The 20,028-nt window shown below is 72.5% G+C and carries 20 protein-coding genes; 8 read left to right on the forward strand and 12 right to left on the reverse strand.

Translation table 11 applies throughout. The features are described 5' to 3' along the window. Positions 1–245: 245 nt before the first annotated feature. Positions 246–956 carry a DUF4142 domain-containing protein gene (locus ACIBFB_RS05185; protein WP_397226450.1) on the reverse strand — a complete coding sequence of 237 codons (711 nt, stop codon included), beginning with the start codon at positions 954–956 and terminating at the stop codon, positions 246–248. 5 nt (positions 957–961) lie between these two features. Continuing rightward, a complete protein-coding gene (locus ACIBFB_RS05190; protein ID WP_397226452.1) occupies positions 962–1,624 on the reverse strand; it encodes a hypothetical protein in 663 nt (220 codons plus the stop codon). A gap of 665 nt (positions 1,625–2,289) precedes the next feature. Between ACIBFB_RS05190 and ACIBFB_RS05195 the strand changes: the two genes are divergently transcribed. Together ACIBFB_RS05195 and ACIBFB_RS05200 are read left to right on the forward strand one after the other, a co-directional pair. Then, entirely contained in the window at positions 2,290–2,760 is a 471-nt protein-coding gene (locus ACIBFB_RS05195; protein WP_397226454.1) for a hypothetical protein, read from the forward strand. Then, positions 2,757–4,214: an NADH-ubiquinone oxidoreductase-F iron-sulfur binding region domain-containing protein gene (locus ACIBFB_RS05200; RefSeq protein ID WP_397226456.1), complete on the forward strand. Its 1,458-nt coding sequence runs from the start codon at positions 2,757–2,759 to the stop codon at positions 4,212–4,214. Before ACIBFB_RS05195 ends, ACIBFB_RS05200 begins: the two co-directional genes overlap by 4 nt. Positions 4,215–4,265: 51 nt before the next feature. Here ACIBFB_RS05200 and ACIBFB_RS05205 read toward each other — a convergent pair whose 3' ends face one another. Next, positions 4,266–5,177, reverse strand: a complete 912-nt coding sequence (locus tag ACIBFB_RS05205) for a universal stress protein (protein ID WP_397227498.1) — start codon at positions 5,175–5,177, stop codon at positions 4,266–4,268. Between the two features lie 248 nt (positions 5,178–5,425). On the opposite strand from ACIBFB_RS05205, the gene ACIBFB_RS05210 reads away from it, so the two are divergent. After that, the gene (locus tag ACIBFB_RS05210; RefSeq protein ID WP_397226458.1) at positions 5,426–6,148 is read left to right on the forward strand and encodes a DUF998 domain-containing protein; all 723 of its coding nucleotides are present in this window, start codon (positions 5,426–5,428) and stop codon (positions 6,146–6,148) included. Positions 6,149–6,281: 133 nt separating this feature from the next. Here the strand turns inward: ACIBFB_RS05210 and ACIBFB_RS05215 are convergent, their stop codons facing one another. Continuing rightward, complete coding sequence (locus ACIBFB_RS05215; RefSeq protein ID WP_397226460.1) at positions 6,282–8,396, reverse strand: HelD family protein; 2,115 nt, start codon at positions 8,394–8,396, stop codon at positions 6,282–6,284. A 228-nt stretch (positions 8,397–8,624) separates the two neighbouring features. Next, a complete protein-coding gene (gene coaA, locus ACIBFB_RS05220) occupies positions 8,625–9,530 on the reverse strand; it encodes a type I pantothenate kinase (RefSeq protein ID WP_397227500.1) in 906 nt (301 codons plus the stop codon). Between the two features lie 367 nt (positions 9,531–9,897). Between coaA and glmS the strand changes: the two genes are divergently transcribed. After that, entirely contained in the window at positions 9,898–11,751 is a 1,854-nt protein-coding gene (gene glmS / locus ACIBFB_RS05225; RefSeq protein WP_397226462.1) for a glutamine--fructose-6-phosphate transaminase (isomerizing), read from the forward strand. A gap of 66 nt (positions 11,752–11,817) precedes the next feature. On the opposite strand, the gene ACIBFB_RS05230 is transcribed toward glmS, so the two are convergent. Together ACIBFB_RS05230 and ACIBFB_RS05235 are read right to left on the reverse strand one after the other, a co-directional pair. Further along, a complete protein-coding gene (locus tag ACIBFB_RS05230; RefSeq protein ID WP_397226464.1) occupies positions 11,818–12,183 on the reverse strand; it encodes an STAS domain-containing protein in 366 nt (121 codons plus the stop codon). Positions 12,184–12,331: 148 nt separating this feature from the next. Continuing rightward, positions 12,332–12,883, reverse strand: coding sequence for an ATP-binding protein (locus tag ACIBFB_RS05235; RefSeq protein ID WP_397226466.1), 552 nt, complete (start codon positions 12,881–12,883; stop codon positions 12,332–12,334). Between the two features lie 317 nt (positions 12,884–13,200). Between ACIBFB_RS05235 and ACIBFB_RS05240 the strand changes: the two genes are divergently transcribed. Continuing rightward, complete coding sequence (locus ACIBFB_RS05240; protein ID WP_397226468.1) at positions 13,201–14,085, forward strand: helix-turn-helix domain-containing protein; 885 nt, start codon at positions 13,201–13,203, stop codon at positions 14,083–14,085. A gap of 443 nt (positions 14,086–14,528) precedes the next feature. Continuing rightward, complete coding sequence (locus tag ACIBFB_RS05245; protein ID WP_358561955.1) at positions 14,529–14,765, forward strand: DUF397 domain-containing protein; 237 nt, start codon at positions 14,529–14,531, stop codon at positions 14,763–14,765. A 271-nt stretch (positions 14,766–15,036) separates the two neighbouring features. On the opposite strand, the gene ACIBFB_RS05250 is transcribed toward ACIBFB_RS05245, so the two are convergent. Further along, complete coding sequence (locus ACIBFB_RS05250) at positions 15,037–16,398, reverse strand: KamA family radical SAM protein (protein ID WP_397226470.1); 1,362 nt, start codon at positions 16,396–16,398, stop codon at positions 15,037–15,039. Positions 16,399–16,818: 420 nt separating this feature from the next. Between ACIBFB_RS05250 and plsX the strand changes: the two genes are divergently transcribed. Together plsX and ACIBFB_RS05260 are read left to right on the forward strand one after the other, a co-directional pair. Continuing rightward, a complete protein-coding gene (plsX, locus tag ACIBFB_RS05255; protein WP_397226472.1) occupies positions 16,819–17,916 on the forward strand; it encodes a phosphate acyltransferase PlsX in 1,098 nt (365 codons plus the stop codon). A gap of 156 nt (positions 17,917–18,072) precedes the next feature. Then, entirely contained in the window at positions 18,073–18,906 is an 834-nt protein-coding gene (locus ACIBFB_RS05260; protein ID WP_397226474.1) for an SDR family oxidoreductase, read from the forward strand. A 240-nt stretch (positions 18,907–19,146) separates the two neighbouring features. Here ACIBFB_RS05260 and ACIBFB_RS05265 read toward each other — a convergent pair whose 3' ends face one another. The 4 genes from ACIBFB_RS05265 to ACIBFB_RS05280 are packed head-to-tail and all read right to left on the reverse strand — an operon-like array spanning position 19,147 to position 20,007. Further along, entirely contained in the window at positions 19,147–19,305 is a 159-nt protein-coding gene (locus ACIBFB_RS05265) for a hypothetical protein (protein WP_397226476.1), read from the reverse strand. Next, on the reverse strand, positions 19,302–19,502 hold the full coding sequence (locus tag ACIBFB_RS05270) for a helix-turn-helix domain-containing protein (RefSeq protein ID WP_397226478.1): 201 nt from the start codon (positions 19,500–19,502) through the stop codon (positions 19,302–19,304). The genes ACIBFB_RS05265 and ACIBFB_RS05270 overlap by 4 nt, the downstream gene beginning before the upstream one ends. Further along, positions 19,499–19,738 carry a hypothetical protein gene (locus ACIBFB_RS05275; protein ID WP_397226480.1) on the reverse strand — a complete coding sequence of 80 codons (240 nt, stop codon included), beginning with the start codon at positions 19,736–19,738 and terminating at the stop codon, positions 19,499–19,501. The genes ACIBFB_RS05270 and ACIBFB_RS05275 overlap by 4 nt, the downstream gene beginning before the upstream one ends. Continuing rightward, complete coding sequence (locus ACIBFB_RS05280) at positions 19,738–20,007, reverse strand: hypothetical protein (RefSeq protein ID WP_397226482.1); 270 nt, start codon at positions 20,005–20,007, stop codon at positions 19,738–19,740. Before ACIBFB_RS05280 ends, ACIBFB_RS05275 begins: the two co-directional genes overlap by 1 nt. Positions 20,008–20,028 lie beyond the last annotated feature (21 nt).

Here is a 20,028-nt window from a genome sequence, read left to right on the forward strand (position 1 = left end):
TCGGGGTGCGGGTGCGGTGGGCGGGTCCGCCTGGAGGGTCGCGGCCCGGTGCGTGGCCGGGTTCTTTCTTGCGGCATTTTCTTACCCCCCTGCGGGCGGGCGCGCGGTGCGCACCGCGCGCCAGCGGGATGGACACGGAAGAAGGGGTGCGGGGCCCGGAGGGGGCGGGCGCGGTGAGGGAGGGCGGGCGCGCCGGGCGCCCCTCCGGGCCCCTGTGGGGAGTGGTTCGTGAGCGTTCGCCCGGGTCAGGGCAGCGGGCGCCGTTCCGGAGGACGCGGCGCGGGCAGTTCCCCGTACTCGACCAGACCGGTGCTCTCCAGCAGCGTGATGTGCCTCAGCACCATGAGCATCGCGTGCTGGCAGAAGGAACGGACGAGCTCGTTGCGCGTTCCCGCCCGGACCTCGGCCAGGACCTGGACGACCCCGCCGTGGGCGGCGCGCAGGCGGTTGGCGAACACCCGGTCGAACTCGGCCCCGGACAGTTCGGACAGCTCGTCCATCCAGCGCTGCTGGTCCCGGTTGGGTGCGTTGGGCAGGCGCACGTCGAGCCGCGCCGCGAGGTCGCGCACCTGCTCGTCCATGAGCGTGTGGTCCTCGGCCAGGATCGCGCCCACCTCGCGGACCCGGTCGAGTTGGGCCCGGTCCCGGGCCTGCTGGCCCACGGGGATCTCCCACAGGCCGGCCTGGCGCACCTTGATCAGCGCGTCGACGTCGGCCGGGCCGAGCGGGCCGGACTCGGTGCTGACCCAGTCGTTCCAGAACACGCCCGCGACGCTCGTGGAGCCGTTCGGGGCGATCATGAACACCGTCATCGACGCGACGACCAGGAAGCCGACCACGCCGAGGAGCTCGATCGAGCGGGGGGACCGCCAACGCGCCCGGCTCCCGCGCGAGGAGGCGCCGGGATCGGCGCGGTGGATGCCCTCGACGCGGCGCTGGGTGCTGCGGAGAGCCATCGCGATCAGGCTCCGGACCGAGCGGGGACGCCCGGGGCCGTCACGCGGTGGGAGGGCGGCTGCCGACCGTCGCCGCCGTATCCGTATCCGTCCGTGCCGTCGGAACCGGCGTCGGTGGAGCCGTCGGCCGCGTCCTGGGCCGCGGTGACCATCCCGCCGTCGGGCGCGACGACGTACCAGGCGTCGGCCACACCCTGGCCGTTGACGTCGCCCGGGGCGGCGTCGCCGGTGTAGGTGTACAGCGGCCATCCGGAGTAGGCCACCTGTAACGACCCGTCGTCCCGCTCGATCGTGGCCACGAGGTCGGCCGTGGCCGCGCCCTCGACGCTGACGGGCGCGCCGTCGTCGCCGACGTCCAGCGGCGGCCAGTTCTCCGCGCATCCGTCGACGCAGGACGACTCGTTCCGCGGGTCGTCGGCGAACCGGTAGAGGACGTTGCCGTCCCCGTCCGTGAGGATGTCGCCGAACCGGTCGTCCCAGACGGTGCCGAGGGCCACGACGTCACCGCCGCCGCCCGTGTCGGGTGCGGTCTCGCCGTCGTCGGCGGAGGCCGCGTCGCCGGGGGCGCCCCCGGCGGGGTCGACGGCGGGATCGCCGGTGGAGCATCCGGTGACCAGGAGGAACAGGGTCAGGCCGAGGGCGGTGGCGCCCTTCACCTCTGTGTTCACATGCCTCTCCCATCAGACTGGGTTACCGAGCGTCTTTATCTGACCGTGATAGCCCGGCTGCCGCACAGTATGGCGCGGAACATCGGCTCGCCCGGCATTCGCAAGTGCGTTCTTTCACCGATCTCACTTCTGAACTGGGGTTTTGTCGGAGGAAAAAACCCACGCCAGGGTCTTGACAACCGGGAACCGCCGGAGGAAAAACCGAGAACACCTGGCGGAGACCGTCGACCGGTGCTACCTTCGGCCGCCACGAGCGTGACTCGCGAACCTCCCACCAATTCGGTCGCGCCGTGCGGAAGCACACCGCACGGCGCAGAACAGAGGTGGACAGCATGTTCGAAAGAAACCGCAGAACCCGCGGAAGTACGCTGGATGTCAGACACCTGATCCGCAGCCGCCGACCGCGCCGACCACGCCCGTGGCACTGGGTTTCACTCCTGGTGGGAGCGGTCACGGCGAACACCCTTCTGGCTCTGACCGCTCCCGAAAGCCTCGTGGTGACCCGCGTTGTCCAGGATCTTCTCTGGACCTATTCGGGCGCGATATCGCTTGCCGGACTCACTGTGACAATGACTCTTGGCATTATCGCCACAGACCGGATTATCAGCACCCCACGCCTGCGAATAGTCCACCAATCATCCCACAAGGCGGCGGCGCTCATTTCCATGGGCTTCCTCTTTCCCCACGTCGTCCTGCAGATTTCGTTCACCCGGTTGAACGCGGCCCACGCGGTACTCCCGTTCGGTGCGGACGCGGCGGTCGCGCACGGGATCATCGCCACCGATCTGTTGATCGCCGTCGCCGTCACGGGAGCCCTGCGCGGACGGTTCGCCGGGACGTCGCGTTCGTGGACGTGGCGCGCGGTCCACCTGGCCGCCTACCTGTGTTGGCCGCTGGCCCTGGTGCACGGGTTGACCGTGGGACGGGCGCCCTCCGCCTGGGTCGTGGTCGGCTACCTGCTGTGCCTCCTGGCCGTCTGCGCCGCCCTCGTCCTGCGCCTGGTGGTGACCACACGGCCCGAACCCGACGAACGGGTAGGCGACCGGGCCGCCTCCGAACTCCTGACCCCGCCCGGCTCCGTCCCCGCCCCCGAACCCGCCGTCCGCCCGTCCCCGCACCGGGAGGGACACCCGTGATCACCCTGACCATCGGCCGCCCCCGGCTGACCCTGGGCCTGGACGAGCACCAGCGCGTCGACTTCGACACCCACCTGCGCCTGCACGGCGAGCTCCCCGGGATCACCGCCGACGACCTCGTCGTCCTCGCCGAACTCGGCGCCCTCCGCGGGTGCGGCGGCGCCGGATTCCCCTTCGCCCGCAAACTCCGCGCCGTGCTGCGCTCCGCGCTCCGCCGGCGCGCGCCCGCGCGCGTGGTGGTGAACGCGGCCGAGGGCGAGCCCGGCAGCGCGAAGGACCGGACGCTGCTCGAACGCCTCCCCCACCTGGTGCTCGACGGCGCCGAGCTGGCCGCCCGCGCCCTCGGGGCGCCCGAGGTCGTCGTGGGGGTCGCCGACCGCCGCGTGCCCGGCGCCGACGAGGATCCGGCCCAGGAGTCGCTGCGCGCGGCGGTGGCCGAGCGCCGGTCGGCCATGGTCTTCCGCATGGTCCGGACACCGCACCGGTTCGTCTCCGGGCAGGCGGGCGCCCTCGTCCAGGCCGTCAACGGCGCGGCGCCGATCCCGCCCGGCGAGCCGCGGCGCGCGAGCGAGAGCGGGGTCGCGGGCCTGCCCACCCTGCTGTCCAACGCCGAGACCTACGCGCACGCGGCGCTGCTCGCCCTCGGCGGCGCCTACCGGTACTCGTCGGTGGGGACCGCGGACCAACCGGGAACGGTCCTGCTCACGGTCGGCGGATCCGTCGTCGTGGAGGCTCCCGCCGGAACCCCTCTGGTCCAGGTCCTGCACCTGTGCGACGTCTCCCCCGGGCAGGCCGTGCTCGTCGGCGGCTACCACGGGGCCTGGCTCGCCCCCGACGTCGTCGCCCGGGCCTGCCTGTCCCGCGAGGGGATGGCGGAGGTCGGCGGCACCCTGGGCGCGGGCGTCGTCCTGCCCCTGTCCGGTTCGACGTGTCCGTCGGGGGAGGTCGAACGCGTGCTGCGCTATCTGGCCGGGGAGAGCGCGGGCCAGTGCGGTCCGTGCGTGCGCGGGCTGCCGTCCCTGGCCGAGTCGTTCGCCGCCCTGGTCGGCGGCGAGGGCGATCCGGAGTCCGTGCTGGCGGCGGCGGAGGTGGGCGAGGGCAAGGGGGCCTGCGCCCACCCCGACGGGAGCGCGGCGTTCGCACGCAGTGCGCTGGCGGTGTTCGCCGAGGACCTGTCCGCGCACGCGCTCACCGGAGGGTGCGGGCGTCCCGTCGCCGGCGAGCTGCCGTTGACGGAGGAACCGGCGGACCGCGGGGCCCGGCTGCACCTGGACTGGTCGCGCTGCGACGGCCACGGACTGTGCGCGGAGCTGCTGCCGGGCCTGGTGCGGCTCGACCGGAACGGGTACCCGCAGGATCGGGACGTCCTCGTCCCGGACGCGCTGGTGGGCGACGCGGAACTGGCCGTGCGCATGTGTCCGGAGCTGGCGCTGCGCCTGCGTACCCGCGGCTGAGGAACGGGGCGGCGGGCCGGGGCGGAGCGGCGAGGGGCCGCCGGGCCGGGGTCAGCGCAGTATCGCCACGGGCCCCTTGGCGCCGTGCAGGACCGAGTGGCTCACCGACCCGAGCAGCAGACCCCGCACGCCGCCCCGCCCGCGGGAGCCGACCACGATGAGGTCGGCGGGGGTCGCCTCCTCCAGCAGCGCGACCACGGGGTGGGCGCGCACCACGCGCGGGGTCACGGCCACCCCCGGGTGCCGCAGGCGCGCGTCGGCGATCTCCTCCTCCAGGGACTGGCGCGCCGCCTCGGCCGCCGTGGTGTCGTCGAACAGCTCGGGCGGGATGGGGCCGGTGGCCGCGGCGAAGGCGACCAGGGGCTGCCAGGCGCACACCGCGACCAGTTCGGCCTGGGCGAACTCCGCCTGGGCGAAGCCGAACTCCAGCGCCCGGCGGCTGGGCTCGGAACCGTCGACGCCGACGATCACCCGCCCCCGGACGCCGTGCGCGGAGGCGTGCGCGTGCGGCATGACCACGACGGGGACGGGCGACCGGGCGGCCAGTTCGATCCCCACCGACCCCACGAACGCCGCGAGGAACCCGCTGAGCCCGCGCGACCCGACCACGACCGCGGCGGCGCCCGGGTCGGCCGCCTCCACGAGCAGGGCGTCCAGCGGACGGGCGGAGGACAGCCGCGGGTCCACCTCCAGTTCCGGGAAGAGGCGGGACACCCAGTCGGCGGCGTACGCCAGGAGGCGCTCGGCCGCGGTGGTGTCGGCCCCGACCACGGGCTGGGGCTCCTCCCCGGGGACGGGAGCGGCGAACACGCCGACGGTGGCCGGGGAACTGGCCGCGACGACGATCCGCAGCCCGAGCCCGCGCAGCACGGCCTGGTGGGCGGTCCACTCCAGCGCGTGTCTGCTGGAGTCGCTGCCGTCCACACCCACGATCAGCCACCGGGTCGTGGCCGCACCGTCCATCACGTGTCGCCTTCCTGTCGGTCATACCCATGACAGCGCGGTTCCCGACGGTCCCGCGCGCGGAGTACTGGTCCTTGCCTGCTCCCCGATCATGGCGCGCCAACACACACCTGTGGATAACGGTGCCGCCGCGAGTTGGGTGACGTAGGTTCGAAAGCGAGCCGCATTCCGTCGGAGGACGGAACGTGAACGCGCCGGGCCACGTCCCATAGAGGAGTAGAGGGCCGTCAGCGGAACCGGAGGGCGCCATGCCTGACACGAGCACCGCGAGTCTGCACTGGGACTACCGCGACGGAAGGGTCGCGGCCGTGGCCGCGGCCGTGGTCTTCAGCCTGTGGGTAGCGGAGATCGTCCTGCCCGGCGGCGGGGCCGCGCAGGGCGCGCTGGCCGAGCCGGGGACCACCTTCGGCCGTTTCCTCGACAGCACCCACCGCATCGCGTCGATCCTGGTCATCGTCGCGGCGGCGCTGGGGCTGTCCCTGGGCGCGCGACAGACGCGGCGCTGGCTCCGGGTCTCCTGGTGGTCGATGGCGGCCTTCGGCGCGGTCTCCCTGGCCACGTCGCTGATGCCCGGCCCGTGCCGGGTGTCCACGGACGTGGCGTGCGCCGCGGAGGCGCTGGCCGAGGGCGTGCACGGTGCGTCGGTCGCGCAGGCGCTGCTGTCGGTGGCGTCGGTCGTCGCGGCGCTGCTGAGCGTCGTCGCGCTGACGGTGAACCGGTGGCGCGCGAGCGATCCCGCGTGGCTGTTCGTGGCGGTCATGGCCGGGCTCCAGGCGGTCACGGCCACGGCCGTCCTGGTCCTGGCGGGGGTGCGGTTCTGGTCCGCGGGCGACGGGGACCCGGGGGTCGCGCTGGGCCTGCTCGAACGGGCGCACCTGGTGACCGTCGCGCTCTGGCTGCTGGCCGCGGGGATCATCCCCGGCCAGTGGAGACGCACGCACGACGGACAGGCGGCGGGGGTCGCGCACTGACGGGACGCCGCTCTGCTCCTCGGTGTCTCGCACCAGCGGATCTCCCAGATCTCGGCCGCCGGTTCGGCCACCGCGAGCTGACGGCCCGGGGCCCGGCCACCGCCACGACGGACACGGGCCCCGGTCCGCGGCCTCACCCGAGTGGTTCGGGGAGGGGCTGGGTGTGAACCACGCGCAGGGTGCTCACCGCGCGGGTCAGCACCACGTAGAGCCGGTTGGCCCCGCGCTCCTCGGCGGCCACCACGGAGGCGGGTTCGGCGACCACGACCGCGTCGAACTCCAGGCCCTTGGCCAGGCTCGCGGGCACGGCCACCAGGCGGCCCGCGTCGGGGTCGGCCGCGCCGAGGAGCGGAACGGACAACCCCTCGGCGGTCAGGGCGTCGCGCAGGGCCGGGAGTTCCCGGTCGGCCGCGATCAGCCCGACCGATCCCTCCCCCTTGAGCGCGTCCCGGCACGCCTCGGCGACGGCCGGGGCGAGCGGCCCGTCCACCGAGGTGACGGTCAGCGCCCCCTCCGTCCGGCGGACGGCGCCGGGCGCGCCCAGTCCGGGCGCGATCGCGGGCAACAGGCGGGCCGCGAAGTCGATGATCTGCGCCGGGACGCGGTAGCCGCGGTCCAGGACGCGCAGATGGCCCGTGGGCTTGCCCAGGTGTTCCAGGAGCGTGGACCAGTTCTTCGCCGCCGACGGGCTGGTCCCCTGGGCGATGTCGCCGAGCACGGTCAGCGAACCCGACACGCAGCGCCTCCCGATCGCGCGGCACTGCATCGGGCTCAGGTCCTGGGCCTCGTCCACGACGACGTGCCCCAGACCGGCGGGGCGCTCCACCAACCCGGCGGCCTCGTCCACCAGCGCCAGGTCCTCCTCGGACCAGTGCGCCGACCGGGGCCCGCGCGGCCGTCCCGGCAGCAGGACGGCGGCCTGCTCGTCGGGGGTGAGCAGCCCGTCGGCGGCGCGGGCGAGGCGCTCGGGGTCGGTGAGCAGGCCCAGCACCAGCGTGAGCGGGTCGACCTTGGGCCACAGGGCGTTCACGGCCGACCTGACCGCGGGGTCGCGGCGCACCTGCGCGTGCGTGCGGTCGTCGCACACCTCCCCTGCTGCCTCCATGAGCGACAGGACGGCGTGCGCGATGCGGTGCGAGAGCAGTTCACGGCCCGACCCGTAGGCGACACCGCGTTCGGCCAACTCCTCCAGCAGGGGGCGCAGGTCCTCCGGGTACAGGCGCCAGCGGCGGGCCCCCCGGCGGACCACCACGGCCTCCCCGGGTGCGCGCAGGCGGGACCACAGGTCGCGGCGCAGGACCTCGGCCATCCGTGCCCCGCCCTTGACGCGCGCGGCGGCGGGCTCCTCGGTCCGGCGCACCCACCCGGCGGCGGGGCGCGCGCGTTCGGGCAGGTCCGCGGTGAGGAGTTCGGTCACCGTGGTCTGGGCGACGTCCACCTCGCCGAGCGCGGGCAGGACGTCGCGGATGTAGGAGAGGAAGGAGCGGTTGGGGCCGATGATCGCGACGCCGGAGCGGGCGAGGCGTTCGCGTTCGGTGTAGAGGAGGAAGGCGACGCGGTGCAGGCCGACGGCGGTCTTGCCGGTGCCGGGCGCGCCCTGGACGCACAGTGTGGTCTCCAGCGGGGCGCGGACCAGGTCGTCCTGTTCGGGCTGGATGGTGGCGACGATGTCGCGCATCGGGCCGGTGCGGGGGCGCTCGATCTCGGCCGCGAGCAGGTCGCCGGCGGCGGGGCCCGCGTCCTCGGCGGTGAGCGGCTCGTCCTCGAAGGCGGTGAGGACGGCCTCCGCGCCGCTGCCTCCGAAGCCGTAGCGGCGGCGGTTGAGCACGCCCATCCGGTCGGTGGGCGAGGCACGGTAGTAGGCGACGCACAGGGGCGCGCGCCAGTCCAGGACCATGGGTCGCCCGTCGGCGTCGTGGACGTGGCGGCGGCCGACGTGCACCCGGTCGGGGGCGTCGGCGCGCCCGGCGTCGTCGTCGTCGACGAAGACGGTGCCGGGGTCGAAGTCGAGGCGGCCGAAGAAGAGCGGGGCGCCGGGCACGTCGGCCAGGGCGGCGAGACGGCGCTCGCGGCCGCGCCGGAGCGCGGCGTTGGTGACCTTGTCGTTGACGACGTCGCCGAGCATGAGGGAGGTGCCCTGGACCTCCTCCCGCATGCGGGTCAGCGCGGCGCGGGCGGCGGCGAGGTGGTCGCGTTCGGCCCGGAGCTCGGGGCTCACGGGCACGTCGGAGGGATCGGTCGTGGTCATGCACGGACCTCGGAGGCGCTAGGCGGGACATGGCACGGCCACGCGCGTGCGCGGGTCCCGCCCCGGTCGCCTCGGAGGCCCGGTTCGTTCCGATCCGTCACAGCACACGGCACCCAGGAAGGGGCGCGGCCGGATGAAGAGGGGCCAACCCTAGCGCCGCCGGAGGCCGTCGGCAACCGGAATCGTCCGTCCGGCGGCGCGGCCTTCGGGCGCCGGGTCCGGCGCGGGTCAGGTCTTGCGCAGGCGGACCCGCTGGACGCGGTGGTCGTCGCCCTTGAACAGGACCAGGGTGGCGCGGCCTCGCGTCGGGCGGATGTTCTCCACCAGGTTGACCTCGTTGATCGTGCGCCAGGTGTTGGCCGCGAACTCCAGGGCCTCCTCCTCGCCGATGGTCGTGGCCATGTGGTGGAAGTAGGAGCGCGGGTCGGCGAACGCGGTGCGCCTCAGTTCCCGGAAGCGGTCGAGGTACCAGCTCCGGATGTTCTCCACCTTGGCGTCCACGTAGATGGAGAAGTCGAAGAAGTCGGCCACCGCCAGGCGCCCGGCGGTCGCCGGTTGGAGGACGTTGATGCCCTCGACGATGAGGATGTCCGGGCGGCGGACGGTCTGCCGCTCGCCGGCCACGGTGTCGTAGGCCAGGTGGGAGTAGACGGGGATGTCGATGCGCTCGGCGCCCGCCTTCATCTCCGACACGAAGCGCACCAGCGCGCGGCGGTCGTAGCTCTCGGGGAAGCCCTTGCGGCGCATCAGCCCGCGCGCCTGGAGGACGGCGTTGGGGTGGAGGAAGTTGTCGGTGCTGACCAGTTCCACGTCGGGGTGGTTGGGCCACTGGGCGAGCAGGGAGCGCAGCAGGCGGGCGGTCGTGGACTTGCCGACGGCGACGCTGCCCGCGACGCCGATGATGAACGGCGAGGGCCGGTCGGCCTCGCCGAGGAAGCCGCGCACGGCGGCGTGCCTCTGCTGGGTGGCGCCGACGTAGAGGTTGAGCAGGCGCGACAGGGGCAGGTAGACGTCCCGTACGTCGTCCAGCGAGGTCGGGTCGGTGGTGCCGCGGAGCGCGGCCAGGTCCGCCTCGGTCAGGGACAGCGGCGTGGAGGCGCGCAGGGCCGCCCAGGCCGCTCTGTCGAGCTCCACGTACGGCGAGGACACGCCGTTCTTCGTCGCGTAAGACACGGTTGACCACACTAGACGAGCCCCCTGAGCGCCCCGGGCGGCCGGTCCCCCCTTGGGCGTGCACGGCGGACACCCGCCCCGCGCCTCCCGGCCGTCCCGCGATGTGAACGTGCCCGAAACCACACGTTCACGCACCCGGCCTCCCAGGAATTTTTTCCCGGTTCCGAACTCGCGAGTACGGTTCCACTCTGCGTCACGACGCCGCCCCCGACCTGCGCGGTCTACCCGCAGTACACCAAATGGTCTATACCGTTACCTGCGAAAACAGCGAGTGGTATGGGGCACTGGTTGGTCGCTTCACCATCCGGTTTGGCCTACGCTGGCGCTCATGTGCGGAATCGTTGGCTACGTCGGGCCGCAACCGGCGCTCCAGGTCGTCGTGGACGGCCTCGCGAGGTTGGAATACCGCGGATATGACTCCGCGGGCGTCGCGGTGCAGGGCCAGGGCGCCCTGCACACCGAGAAGCGGGCGGGCAAGCTCGCCAACCTGCGCCAGGCGCTGGACAACCACCCCGTGGACGGGGACGGCGCCGGGATCGGCCACACGCGCTGGGCCACCCACGGCGCGCCGAACGACGTCAACGCCCACCCCCACGTGGACAACGACCACCGGGTGGCCGTGGTGCACAACGGCATCATCGAGAACTTCGCCGCCCTGCGCGTCGAGCTCGAGGACCAGGGCTGCAAGTTCACCTCCGAGACGGACACCGAGGTCACCGCGCACCTGCTCGCGACCGAGCTCAGGCAGCGCGGCGACGGGGACCTGGCCGCCGCCATGCGCGCGATGTGCCGCCGTCTGGAGGGCGCCTTCACGCTCGTGGCGACCTCGGTCGACGACCCCGGTCTCGTGGTCGCGGCCCGCCGCAACTCGCCGCTGGTCGTCGGCCGCGGCGAGGGCGAGAACTTCCTGGCCAGCGACGTGGCCGCGTTCATCGCGCACACCCGCGAGGCCGTCGAGCTGGGCCAGGACCAGGTCGTGGAACTGCGCGCCGACTCCGTCGTCGTCACCGACTACGACGGCAACGCCGTCGACGTGCGCGAGTACCACGTGGACTGGGACGCGTCCGCCGCCGAGAAGGGCGGCTACGACTACTTCATGCTCAAGGAGATCGTCGAGCAGCCGCAGGCCGTGGCCGACACCCTCCTGGGCCGCGTGACCGCGGACGGCCAGCTGACGCTCGACGAGATGCGGCTGTCCCCCGAGGAGCTGCGCACGGTCGAGAAGATCGTCATCATCGCGTGCGGGACCTCCTACCACGCGGGCCTCATCGCCAAGTACGCCATCGAGCACTGGTGCCGCATCCCGTGCGAGGTCGAGGTGGCCAGCGAGTTCCGCTACCGGGACCCGATCCTGAACCAGCAGACGCTGGTCATCGCCATCTCGCAGTCCGGCGAGAGCATGGACACCCTCATGGCGGTGCGGTACGCCCGTGAGCAGCGCGCCCGCGTGCTGGCGATCTGCAACGTCAACGGTTCGACCATCCCGCGCGAGTCGGACGGCGTGCTGTACACGCACGCGGGCCCGGAGGTGGGCGTCGCCGCGACCAAGACCTTCCTGACCCAGCTCGCCGCGTGCTACCTCATCGGCCTGTACCTGGCCCAGGTGCGGGGGCTGAAGTTCGGCGACGAGATCAGCGCGGTCATCGCGCAGTTGGCCACGATGCCGCAGCAGGTCGAGCGGGTCCTGGACACCGTCGACCCGGTGCGGGACCTGGCGCGGTCGATGTCGGACGCCGACACCGTGCTGTTCCTGGGCCGCCACGTGGGGTACCCGGTGGCGATGGAGGGCGCGCTCAAGCTCAAGGAGCTCGCCTACATGCACGCGGAGGCGTTCGCGGCGGGCGAGCTGAAGCACGGCTCGATCGCGCTGATCGAGGACGGCGTTCCGGTCGTCATCGTGGTGCCCTCGCCCAAGGGCCGCAGCGTGCTGCACGACAAGATCGTGTCCAACATCCAGGAGGTGCGCGCCCGCGGCGCCCGCACCATCGTGATCGCGGAGGAGGGCGACGAGTCGGTGCGGCCGTACTCGGACGTGCTCATCGAGATCCCGGCGGTGCCGACCCTGCTCCAGCCGATCGTGTCGACGATCCCGATGCAGGTGTTCGCGTGCGAGCTGGCCCTGGCCAAGGGCAACGACGTGGACCAGCCGCGCAACCTGGCCAAGAGCGTCACCGTGGAGTAGCCGCCCTCCGGAGCGCGGACGACGGGGTGTGTCCCGGGGAGTTCCGTCCCCGCCGGACGCGCCCCGTCAACGCGTTCGGGCGGCGGTGCGGTCGTGGGCGGCGCGGGCGTCGACGACGTCGGTGTGCGTGGGCAGCACGCCGTGCAGCGACAGGACGTCCAGGATCCGGGAGAGCTGCCGGGGCGGCGCGGCCAGGACCAGGTGGCGCTGGGACCCGGTGGCGGCGTGGACGGCGGCGATGAGGGCGTTCACTCCGGAGGCGTCGATGAACTCCACCGCGGTCAGGTCCGCGATCACGCACGCGCGCGCCGTCGCGGCCACGAGACGGTCGAACACCTGGTCCGCCGTGGCCAGGTCGATCTCGCCGTCCAGTTCGACCACAATGGTCCCACCGCACGCGAACCGGCCCCGTTCCGTGTCCAGCACGGTCACGCCTCGCTCCCGGGTTCGGAGAGGACTCTCGTCACAACGCCGTCGGGCAAATACCGACATGCGCTGACAGCCTACTCCGCCCGAACGGCGGGTCCGTTGTCCCCCGGAGGCATCGGATGACCGTTATCCGGTCGGGAGGGGTCGTATTTCAGTCTTCACCACCACAAACCGCCCAAACGATCTTTCCTTCGCCTCGGACCGGATCCCAACCCCATGTCCGACTGAACGCGGCGACGAGGCCGAGGCCGCGCCCCGATTCCGCGAAATGGTGTGCCTCCACCTTCACCGGCCCGCGTTCCACCTGGTCGGCGACCATGCACACGACCTGGCGCCGCGCGCTCAGATGCCGCAATTGCAGGAGAACACGAGTTTCCTCCGGAGACCGGCCCTCGGGAACCGCGTGCCGACAAGCATTGCCGACCAGTTCCGACACGATCAGCCGCAGATCGTCGCCGACCTCCGCGAGCCCCCACTCCTCGACCGCGCCGGCCGCGAGTTCGCGGGCCGCGCGGACCGAGTCGGGCGTGGCCTCGAAGGCCCTCGCCACGGTGTCGGGCGTGCGCGCGCACTCCCCCGCGTCCAGGCGGCCCAGCGTGCACTCCCACCAACCGCCCAGGAGGCCGCCGGTCGCCTCCGAGAGCGGCGGACGGCTCCAGGATGCCTCGGAGTCGACCCCCGAGGACACCAGCTCTGCGTTCATCACGGTCCTCACGTGGTGATGTCGGTTCACGCGGCCCGGTCCGACGTGGTCAACGTCGCTTACATCCGTAAGTTACGGATGCACGTGCAGCGCAACGGTTGGCAAGACTATAGGACGAAGAGCCCGAAACGGTAGATCCCCGGCGAAGAATTCACTCTCCGGTACACACGATTACGCCTGGCACAGTGGCGTCTTGCACCGCTCAAACCCGATACGCACACCCCTGTCCACTTCCGTGACCTCTGGGTATACTGAGCGGTCGCCAGCGCCGAAGCCGCTACAGGGAGGGTGACGTGGTCGCCGACCGCGCAGAGAATATGCAGGTCACTCAGGATTTCCTGGCGAATTCCAGCGGCGGCCCCACGGTGCTGCGCATTCTCCTCGGGAGCCAGCTCCGACGCCTGCGCCAGGACAGGGGCATTTCCCGCCACGACGCCGGATACGCCATCCGCGCCTCGCACGCCAAGATCAGCCGCATGGAACTGGGACAGGTCAGTTTCAAGCCGCGTGACGTCGACGACCTGCTGAAACTCTACGGAGTCGACGACGCCGGCGAGCGTGAGGCGCTCCTCGGACTCATCTCCAGCGCCAACGCCCAGGGGTGGTGGCACAAGTACGGCGACGTCCTCCCCCAGTGGTTCGGCGTCTACATCGGCCTGGAGGAGGCCGCCTCGATCATCCGCACCTTCGAGGTCCAGTTCGTGCCGGGACTGCTCCAGAGCGAGGACTACGCCCGCTCCGTGATCCGCCTGTCGCGTACCGCCACCTCCGAGGAGGACGTGACCAACCGCGTCAACATGCGCATGCACCGGCAGCGCCGCTTCGTCGAACCCCGGGCGCCCCGCCTGTGGGCGGTCATCGACGAGGCCGTCCTGCACCGCCCCTACGGCGACGACGACGTCATGCGCGGCCAGATCGAGCACCTCATCGAGATGGCGCGCCGGCCCAACATCACCATCCAGGTGGCCACCTTCGCCATGGGCGGCCACGCCGCCGCCGGGGGTCCGTTCAGCATCCTGCGCTTCCCCACCCCGCAGCTGCCCGACGTCGTCTACCTGGAGCAGCTGAGCAGCGCGCTGTACTTCGACAAGTACGACGACACCCACCGCTACGCCCAGACGATGGACCACCTCGCTACCCAGGCCCCTCCGCCGAACGAGACCGAGGGCATCCTGCGCGGGTTCCAGGAGCGGTACTCCTAGCGCGGGCACTCCCGGACGCGACACCCCCGCGCTCACGGTCAGTCACGTTCGGTGATGCCACGGGGGCGGACCGCTCCCCGGTGGGATGCCCACTCCTGGGCGAGTTGTTCTCGAATGACCGACTCCGGCCACGACTCGGACACGATCCGCGCCGCGCGAACCGCCACACGCCCGCCCGCGTAAGGCATGACATGCGACGACACCCGCGGGTGACCCCGGGTTCCGCCTCATGTACTTACCGATGTAATCACGTCTGCACGTGCATGAGTTACGCTTTGGCCGCACCAAGGACGAGACGAACCCGCGCGGATCGCGGGCCATCCTGTACTCCAGGCCCGATCCGCCCGGCGACGGCGCGGTGGTTCGTCCGCGACGGGCGCGACGCACTGGACAGCCGCGTACGGACACCCGCTCACGAGTCCCCGAAGTTCCAGGAGGTTGACATGCATCCGATCTACAACGGCGTTCCCGCGAGCCATCTGCCGAATGTCGTCTGGATCAAGAGCAGCTGGAGCAACCCGGAGGGCAACTGCGTCGAGATCGCCACCCTCCCGGACGGGGACATCGCCGTGCGCAACTCCCGCGACCCCCAGGGCCCCGCGCTGGTCTACACCCCCGCCGAGATCAAGGCCTTCGTCAACGGCGCCAAGACCGGGGACTTCGACGCGCTGATCGCCTGAGGCGCCCCGCCCGGCCCCCCGGCCGGACCCCGCCGAGAGCGCGCCCCGACCCTGCCCCCGTCCCCCCGGTACCGCCTCGGCCCTCCGGGCCCTCCCGCCCGGCCCTCCCCGCCTCCCGGGCCCTCCCCCACACCGAGACCTGCCCGGAGAGCGTCCAGGCCGTCGGTCGCCAGCCCATCCCACTTCCGGCGGCCGCCGTCCACGGTCCGGACGCGCGTGGAGCCCGGCACCGCGAACGGTGCCGGGCTCCGTGTTCCTCACACGCTCCCGCCTACAGGCGGGTGGGGTCCACCAGACCGTTGACCGCGGCGGGCGGGTTCTCCCACGGGAAGTGGGTCGCGCCCAGCGCGGGCTTGAGGTCGAACAGCCAGGCCGCCTTCTCGTCGTACTTGGCGAAGAAGGGCCTGCCGACCAGCTCCGGGTCGCGCGCCTGGATGAAGTGCAGGACGAACACCTTCTCGCCCGCCACCTCGGTGACGCCGTCCACGCACACCTTGCCCGGGGTCGCCGACATCGACGGCCCGCGGACCGTGCGCGCCAGACCGGACACCTTCTGGTACGCGCCGCGGAAGATCTCGTAGGCCTCCGCGAGCGGCACGGCGAAGTAGTCCTGCGGACCCGTGTCGCGCTCGACGAACATGTAGTAGGGGACCATGCCGTGGCGCAGGTGCGTGCGCCACATGCTCTCCCACGTGGCCGAGTCGTCGTTGATCGTGCGGATCAGGGGGGCCTGCGTGCGGATGACGGCGCCGGTCGAGCGGATACGGCGCACGGCCTCCTGCACGAGTTCCGGACGCATCTCGTTGGGGTGCGAGAAGTGCGCCATGAACGCGAGGTTCTTGCCCGAGGCGACGACCTTCTCGAACAGGCGGAGGGTGTCGTCGGCGTCGGGGTCGGTGACGAAGCGCTGCGGCCAGTAGGCGAGGGCCTTGGTGCCGATGCGGATGGCCTCGAGGTGCTCGATCTCCAGCAGCGGCTCGATGTACTTGGAGATCACCCCCTCGCCCATGATCATCGGGTCGCCGCCGGTGAACAGGACGCTGGTGACCTCGGGGTGGCTGCGGACGTACTCGACCAGCTGGTCGATCTCGCTGGAGGCGAACTTCAGGTCCGCGTCGCCGACGAACTGGGCCCAGCGGAAGCAGTAGGTGCAGTACGCGTGGCACGTCTGGCCCTGCTTCGGGAAGAAGAGGACCGTCTCCTTGTACTTGTGCTGCACGCCCGGGATGGGTTCCTCGTTCACCGTCTTGGGCACGTTGAGGTCCATCTGGCCCGCGGGGTGCGGGTTCAGGTCGGCGCGGATCCGGTTGGCGGCCTCGTTGAGCTCCTTGCGCGAGGCGCCGGAACGGATCAGATCGGCGATCCTGGCGACATCGCCAGAGGGCAGCATGTCTGCCTGCGGGAAGACGAGCCGGTAGATCGGATCGTCCGGTGCCGCGTCCCAGTCGATCAGCTCGTCGACGACGTAGCTGTTGACCCGGAACGGGAGCACGTTGGCCACCGCTTGCACCGCGAGCCGCTCGTCAGCGTCGAGTCCTGCTCGCGCCGTGAGCTCGTCGAGGTGTTTCGTCGTGTAGGCACGAAACCGACGTCCGGCGGACGGGGACAGTGCCGCGTCTGGCGTTACGCTCACGCCTCTCCTCTCCTGCATACGTGCAGGGCCGTGACGGAGTACCGTCAGGCAGCCCTGATCAGGCGGGTCCGGTGTGCGGGGACACCGGCGGTCCACCTGTGACGGAAATTCAGTGTGTGGGTCGATCCCGGTGTCGCTCGAACACCCGAACCGGCAAGCGGGTATACCCCGACAAGGGGTTTTGTACCCACCAACCGCAATATCCAGCCCTGACCTGGACATACGGGAAGTATCCTCGCACGAGGATACGAACCCACCGAACCCAGGCGTTCCAGGGGCGACCCGATACCGTGTCTGCGGGCCCGTCGCGCACGCCCGCACCGCGTGTGACACGCGTCTCCGGGCCTTCCCGACCGACCCGCGCGAACGTCGGGGGCCGCACGCCCGACCACCGACCTCACCCGTGAAGGACACACCCAGTTGAGTGGCACATCCGACGCGGCCGCCGACGCTCCCGTCGCGCCGCGCACGTCCCCGCCGATCGTCGCGGTGGACGCGATGGGCGGCGACCGCGCGCCCGCGGAGATCGTCCGGGGCGCGGTGCTCGCCGTCCGCGAGCTCGGGCTGCGGGTGGTGCTGGTCGGTCGGCGACCGGAGATCGCCCGGCTGCTCGCCGAGGAGAACGCCCTGCGCGACGTGCCCGTGGTGCACGCCGAGGACAGTCTGGCGATGCACGAGGGCGCCCTGGCGAGCTGGCGCCGCCCCCGGTCCAGCGCCGCCGTCGCGTGCCGTCTGATCCGCCGCGGCGACGCCGACGCCCTCGTCTCGGCCGGGTCCACGGGCGGTGTGGTGGCGACCTCCACCGTCCGGCTGCGGACCCAGCCCGGCGTGCTGCGCCCGGCGCTGGCGGTGACGCTGCCGACCGGGGAGACGCCGACGGTGCTGGTGGACGCGGGCGCCAACGCCGACGCCAAGCCGGAGATGCTCGTGCAGTTCGCCCACCTGGGATGCGCCTACGCGCACACGGCGTTCGGGGTGGAGCGGCCGCGGGTGGGGATCCTGACCATCGGGTCGGAGCCGGGCAAGGGCAACAAGCTCGTGCGCAGGGCGACGGAGCTGTTGGCGGCCACCGCCGAGGAGTCCCACAGCATGGACTTCCGGGGCAACATCGAGGGCCACGACCTGCTGGCGCGGCGGGTGGACGTGGTGGTGACCGACGGCCACACGGGGAACGTGGCGCTGAAGTCGGTGGAGGGCACGGCGACGTTCGCGATGGAGGCGTTCCGGGAGGCGCTGACCTCGTCCGCGGCGGCGAAGGTGGGGGCGTTCCTCCAGCGCAGGGCGCTGCGGGAGCTGCGGGACCGGCTGGACAGCGAGACCTACGGCGGGGCCGCGCTGCTGGGGTTGAACGGGACCGTGGTGATCGCGCACGGCGACAGCCGCGCCTGGGGCGTGGCGCGCGCGTGCGGGCTCGCGCACGATCTGGCCGTCGGCCGGATCGGCGAACGCATCCGCCGACGCGTCCACCACCGCCCGCCGAACTGGCTGCACCGCCTGGCCCAGTCCGAGGAGCGCTGACCGCGCGCCCCGCGGTGTCGCGGCCCTGGAGCGGTGCGGCGTCTGCCCGGACCCGCGACCGCGGACGTTCACGGCCCTACCGGCACGGTTGACCTCAATAAAGGTTGACGTTCTAACGTCGTGCCAGCCCATCGGCCGACGGTAGGAAGAGAAGACATGATCCTTGTGACCGGCGCGACCGGAAACATCGGACGCGCGTTGCTGAACGAGCTCCAGAACCGCGGCGCCGGACCGTTCAGGGGCCTCACCCGTGACATCGCGCGGGCCGGGTTCCCGGCCGCCGTCGAAGCCGTCGAAGGCGACATGGGCCGACCCGGCTCACTCACGCCCGCGTTGGAAGGCGTGCGTTCCCTGTTCCTGGTGCCGGGCATGGGCCCGGACGCCGAGATCCTCGACCTCGCCCGGCGGGCCGGTGTCGAGCACGTGGTGCTGGTGTCGTCCATGACCGTCCAGAGCCACCCGCACCTGGGTCCCGCCGCCGCGAACCTGGCCGTCGAGCGCGCGCTCAAGGACAACGGCATGGCGTGGACGGTCCTGCGGCCGACCCAGTTCGCCTCCAACGCCCTGTGGTGGGCGGAGGCGATCCGTGAGCGCCGACCGGTCCGCGTGCCCTACGCGGACGTCGGGCTGCCCGCGATCCACCCCGCGGACATCGCGTCGGTGGCCCGCGCCGCGCTGACCGAACCCGTCCACCGGGGACAGACCCACGCGCTGACCGGTCCACGACGGATCACGCCCCGACAGCAGCTCGAAGCCGTCGCGCGGGAGCTGGGACGCGAGGTGCCGTTCGTCGAGATCAGCCGGGAGGAGGCCCACCGCGACATGGCCGCGTTCCTGGGCGACGAGGTCGCGGCGGCGATCCTCGACATCACGGGCGGCGACGTCAACGAGGAACTGCTCACGGTGCGCGACACCGTTGCCCAGGTCAGCGGAGCCCCCGCCAGGACGTTCGGGCAGTGGGTCCGGGAGAACGCCGACGCGTTCCGCTGAGCCTCCCGTGGACCCGGACGGTACGGCGTGCGGGCCCGCACCGGCCGGGTCCCGGCCCTCGCCGCCGCGATGGTCTCCGGGGCCGCCGCACGCGACGGCGTCGAGGAAGCGGCCCCGGTGAAAGGTCGGACGGACCGCCGACCGCAGGAGGAGAGGTGGAGGGGGGCGGGCGGAGGCCGCCCGGTCGGCCACGACGCCGCGCCGTACGAGGACCGCGACGCCGCGCGCCCTGTCCGGCCTCTAGTCGCCCCACGCGGCGTTCTCGAACGGACCCGGCACCCGCTCGCCCCGGGCGCGGAGGTTCTCCTCCCAGGCGATCCGCAGCGCGACCCAGCGCCCCTGGGTCTCGACCGCGCGCTCTTCCTCGGGCGTCAGAGGGGAGTTCTCCCAGTCGTTCACGGCCGCCCGCCCGTCTGGTCGCCGACGACGCGGCGGATCTCGGCCTCGTCGAACCGCTGACCGCCGCCCGGCGTGCGCACGCACCGCACCCGGCCCTGGCGGACCCACCGGTTGACGGTGGCGCTCGCGACCCGGAACATCGCCGCGACCTCACCGGCCGTCAGCAGCCTCGGCCTGCCCTCGATGTTCTCGCTCACCGGTAGCCCCCTTCGCGGGGAGGAGGGACGACGCGCAGCGTACGGCGCGCGATGACCGAGAACAGCTCCTCGCGCGAGAGGGCCTCCAGCCGCTCGAAGGGGTCGCCGTCGCCGGACCAGCCGACGGGGCGGGTCGCGGTGTAGGTCCTGGCCCCCTCGTCGTCGACCTCGAACGAGACCACCCAGCGGCCCGCGATCAGTTCGTCCAGGGCGCGGCGCACCTCCGGCCGGTCCATCACCGCCACCCCGCCCTCAGCAGGCCCGGAACGGCGGCGGCCAGTGTCGGACCGGGGAACAGGCGCAGCAGGTCACCCGGCCCGGACACGATCGACGGCAGCGCGGGCCCCGGACGGGCGTAGCGCCGGGCACGGGCGGCACGGCGGGGGCGGACGGCGTCGCGCACGAGCCGACGCACGGGGCCCGGGGCACGGTCGGCCTGCGGGGGACGGACGACGGCGCGGGCAGGGGGCCACAGCGCCAACAGGAACAGGAGCAGGTAGCGCACAGAGCGCCTCCTTCAGGGAAG

This window comes from Nocardiopsis sp. NPDC050513, from assembly GCF_044457925.1.
Lineage (GTDB): Bacteria > Actinomycetota > Actinomycetes > Streptosporangiales > Streptosporangiaceae > Nocardiopsis.

Coding starts and splice junctions, on each gene's coding strand:
- ACIBFB_RS05240 (WP_397226468.1), top strand. CDS start 13,201: ATGCAGGTCACTCAGGATTTCCTGGCGAATTCCAGCGGCGGCCCCACG.
- ACIBFB_RS05260 (WP_397226474.1), top strand. CDS start 18,073: ATGATCCTTGTGACCGGCGCGACCGGAAACATCGGACGCGCGTTGCTG.
- glmS (WP_397226462.1), top strand. CDS start 9,898: ATGTGCGGAATCGTTGGCTACGTCGGGCCGCAACCGGCGCTCCAGGTC.
- ACIBFB_RS05205 (WP_397227498.1), bottom strand. CDS start 5,177: ATGGACGGTGCGGCCACGACCCGGTGGCTGATCGTGGGTGTGGACGGC.
- ACIBFB_RS05275 (WP_397226480.1), bottom strand. CDS start 19,738: ATGGACCGGCCGGAGGTGCGCCGCGCCCTGGACGAACTGATCGCGGGC.
- ACIBFB_RS05195 (WP_397226454.1), top strand. CDS start 2,290: ATGGGCTTCCTCTTTCCCCACGTCGTCCTGCAGATTTCGTTCACCCGG.
- ACIBFB_RS05185 (WP_397226450.1), bottom strand. CDS start 956: ATGGCTCTCCGCAGCACCCAGCGCCGCGTCGAGGGCATCCACCGCGCC.
- ACIBFB_RS05235 (WP_397226466.1), bottom strand. CDS start 12,883: ATGAACGCAGAGCTGGTGTCCTCGGGGGTCGACTCCGAGGCATCCTGG.
- ACIBFB_RS05210 (WP_397226458.1), top strand. CDS start 5,426: ATGCCTGACACGAGCACCGCGAGTCTGCACTGGGACTACCGCGACGGA.
- ACIBFB_RS05215 (WP_397226460.1), bottom strand. CDS start 8,396: ATGACCACGACCGATCCCTCCGACGTGCCCGTGAGCCCCGAGCTCCGG.
- ACIBFB_RS05245 (WP_358561955.1), top strand. CDS start 14,529: ATGCATCCGATCTACAACGGCGTTCCCGCGAGCCATCTGCCGAATGTC.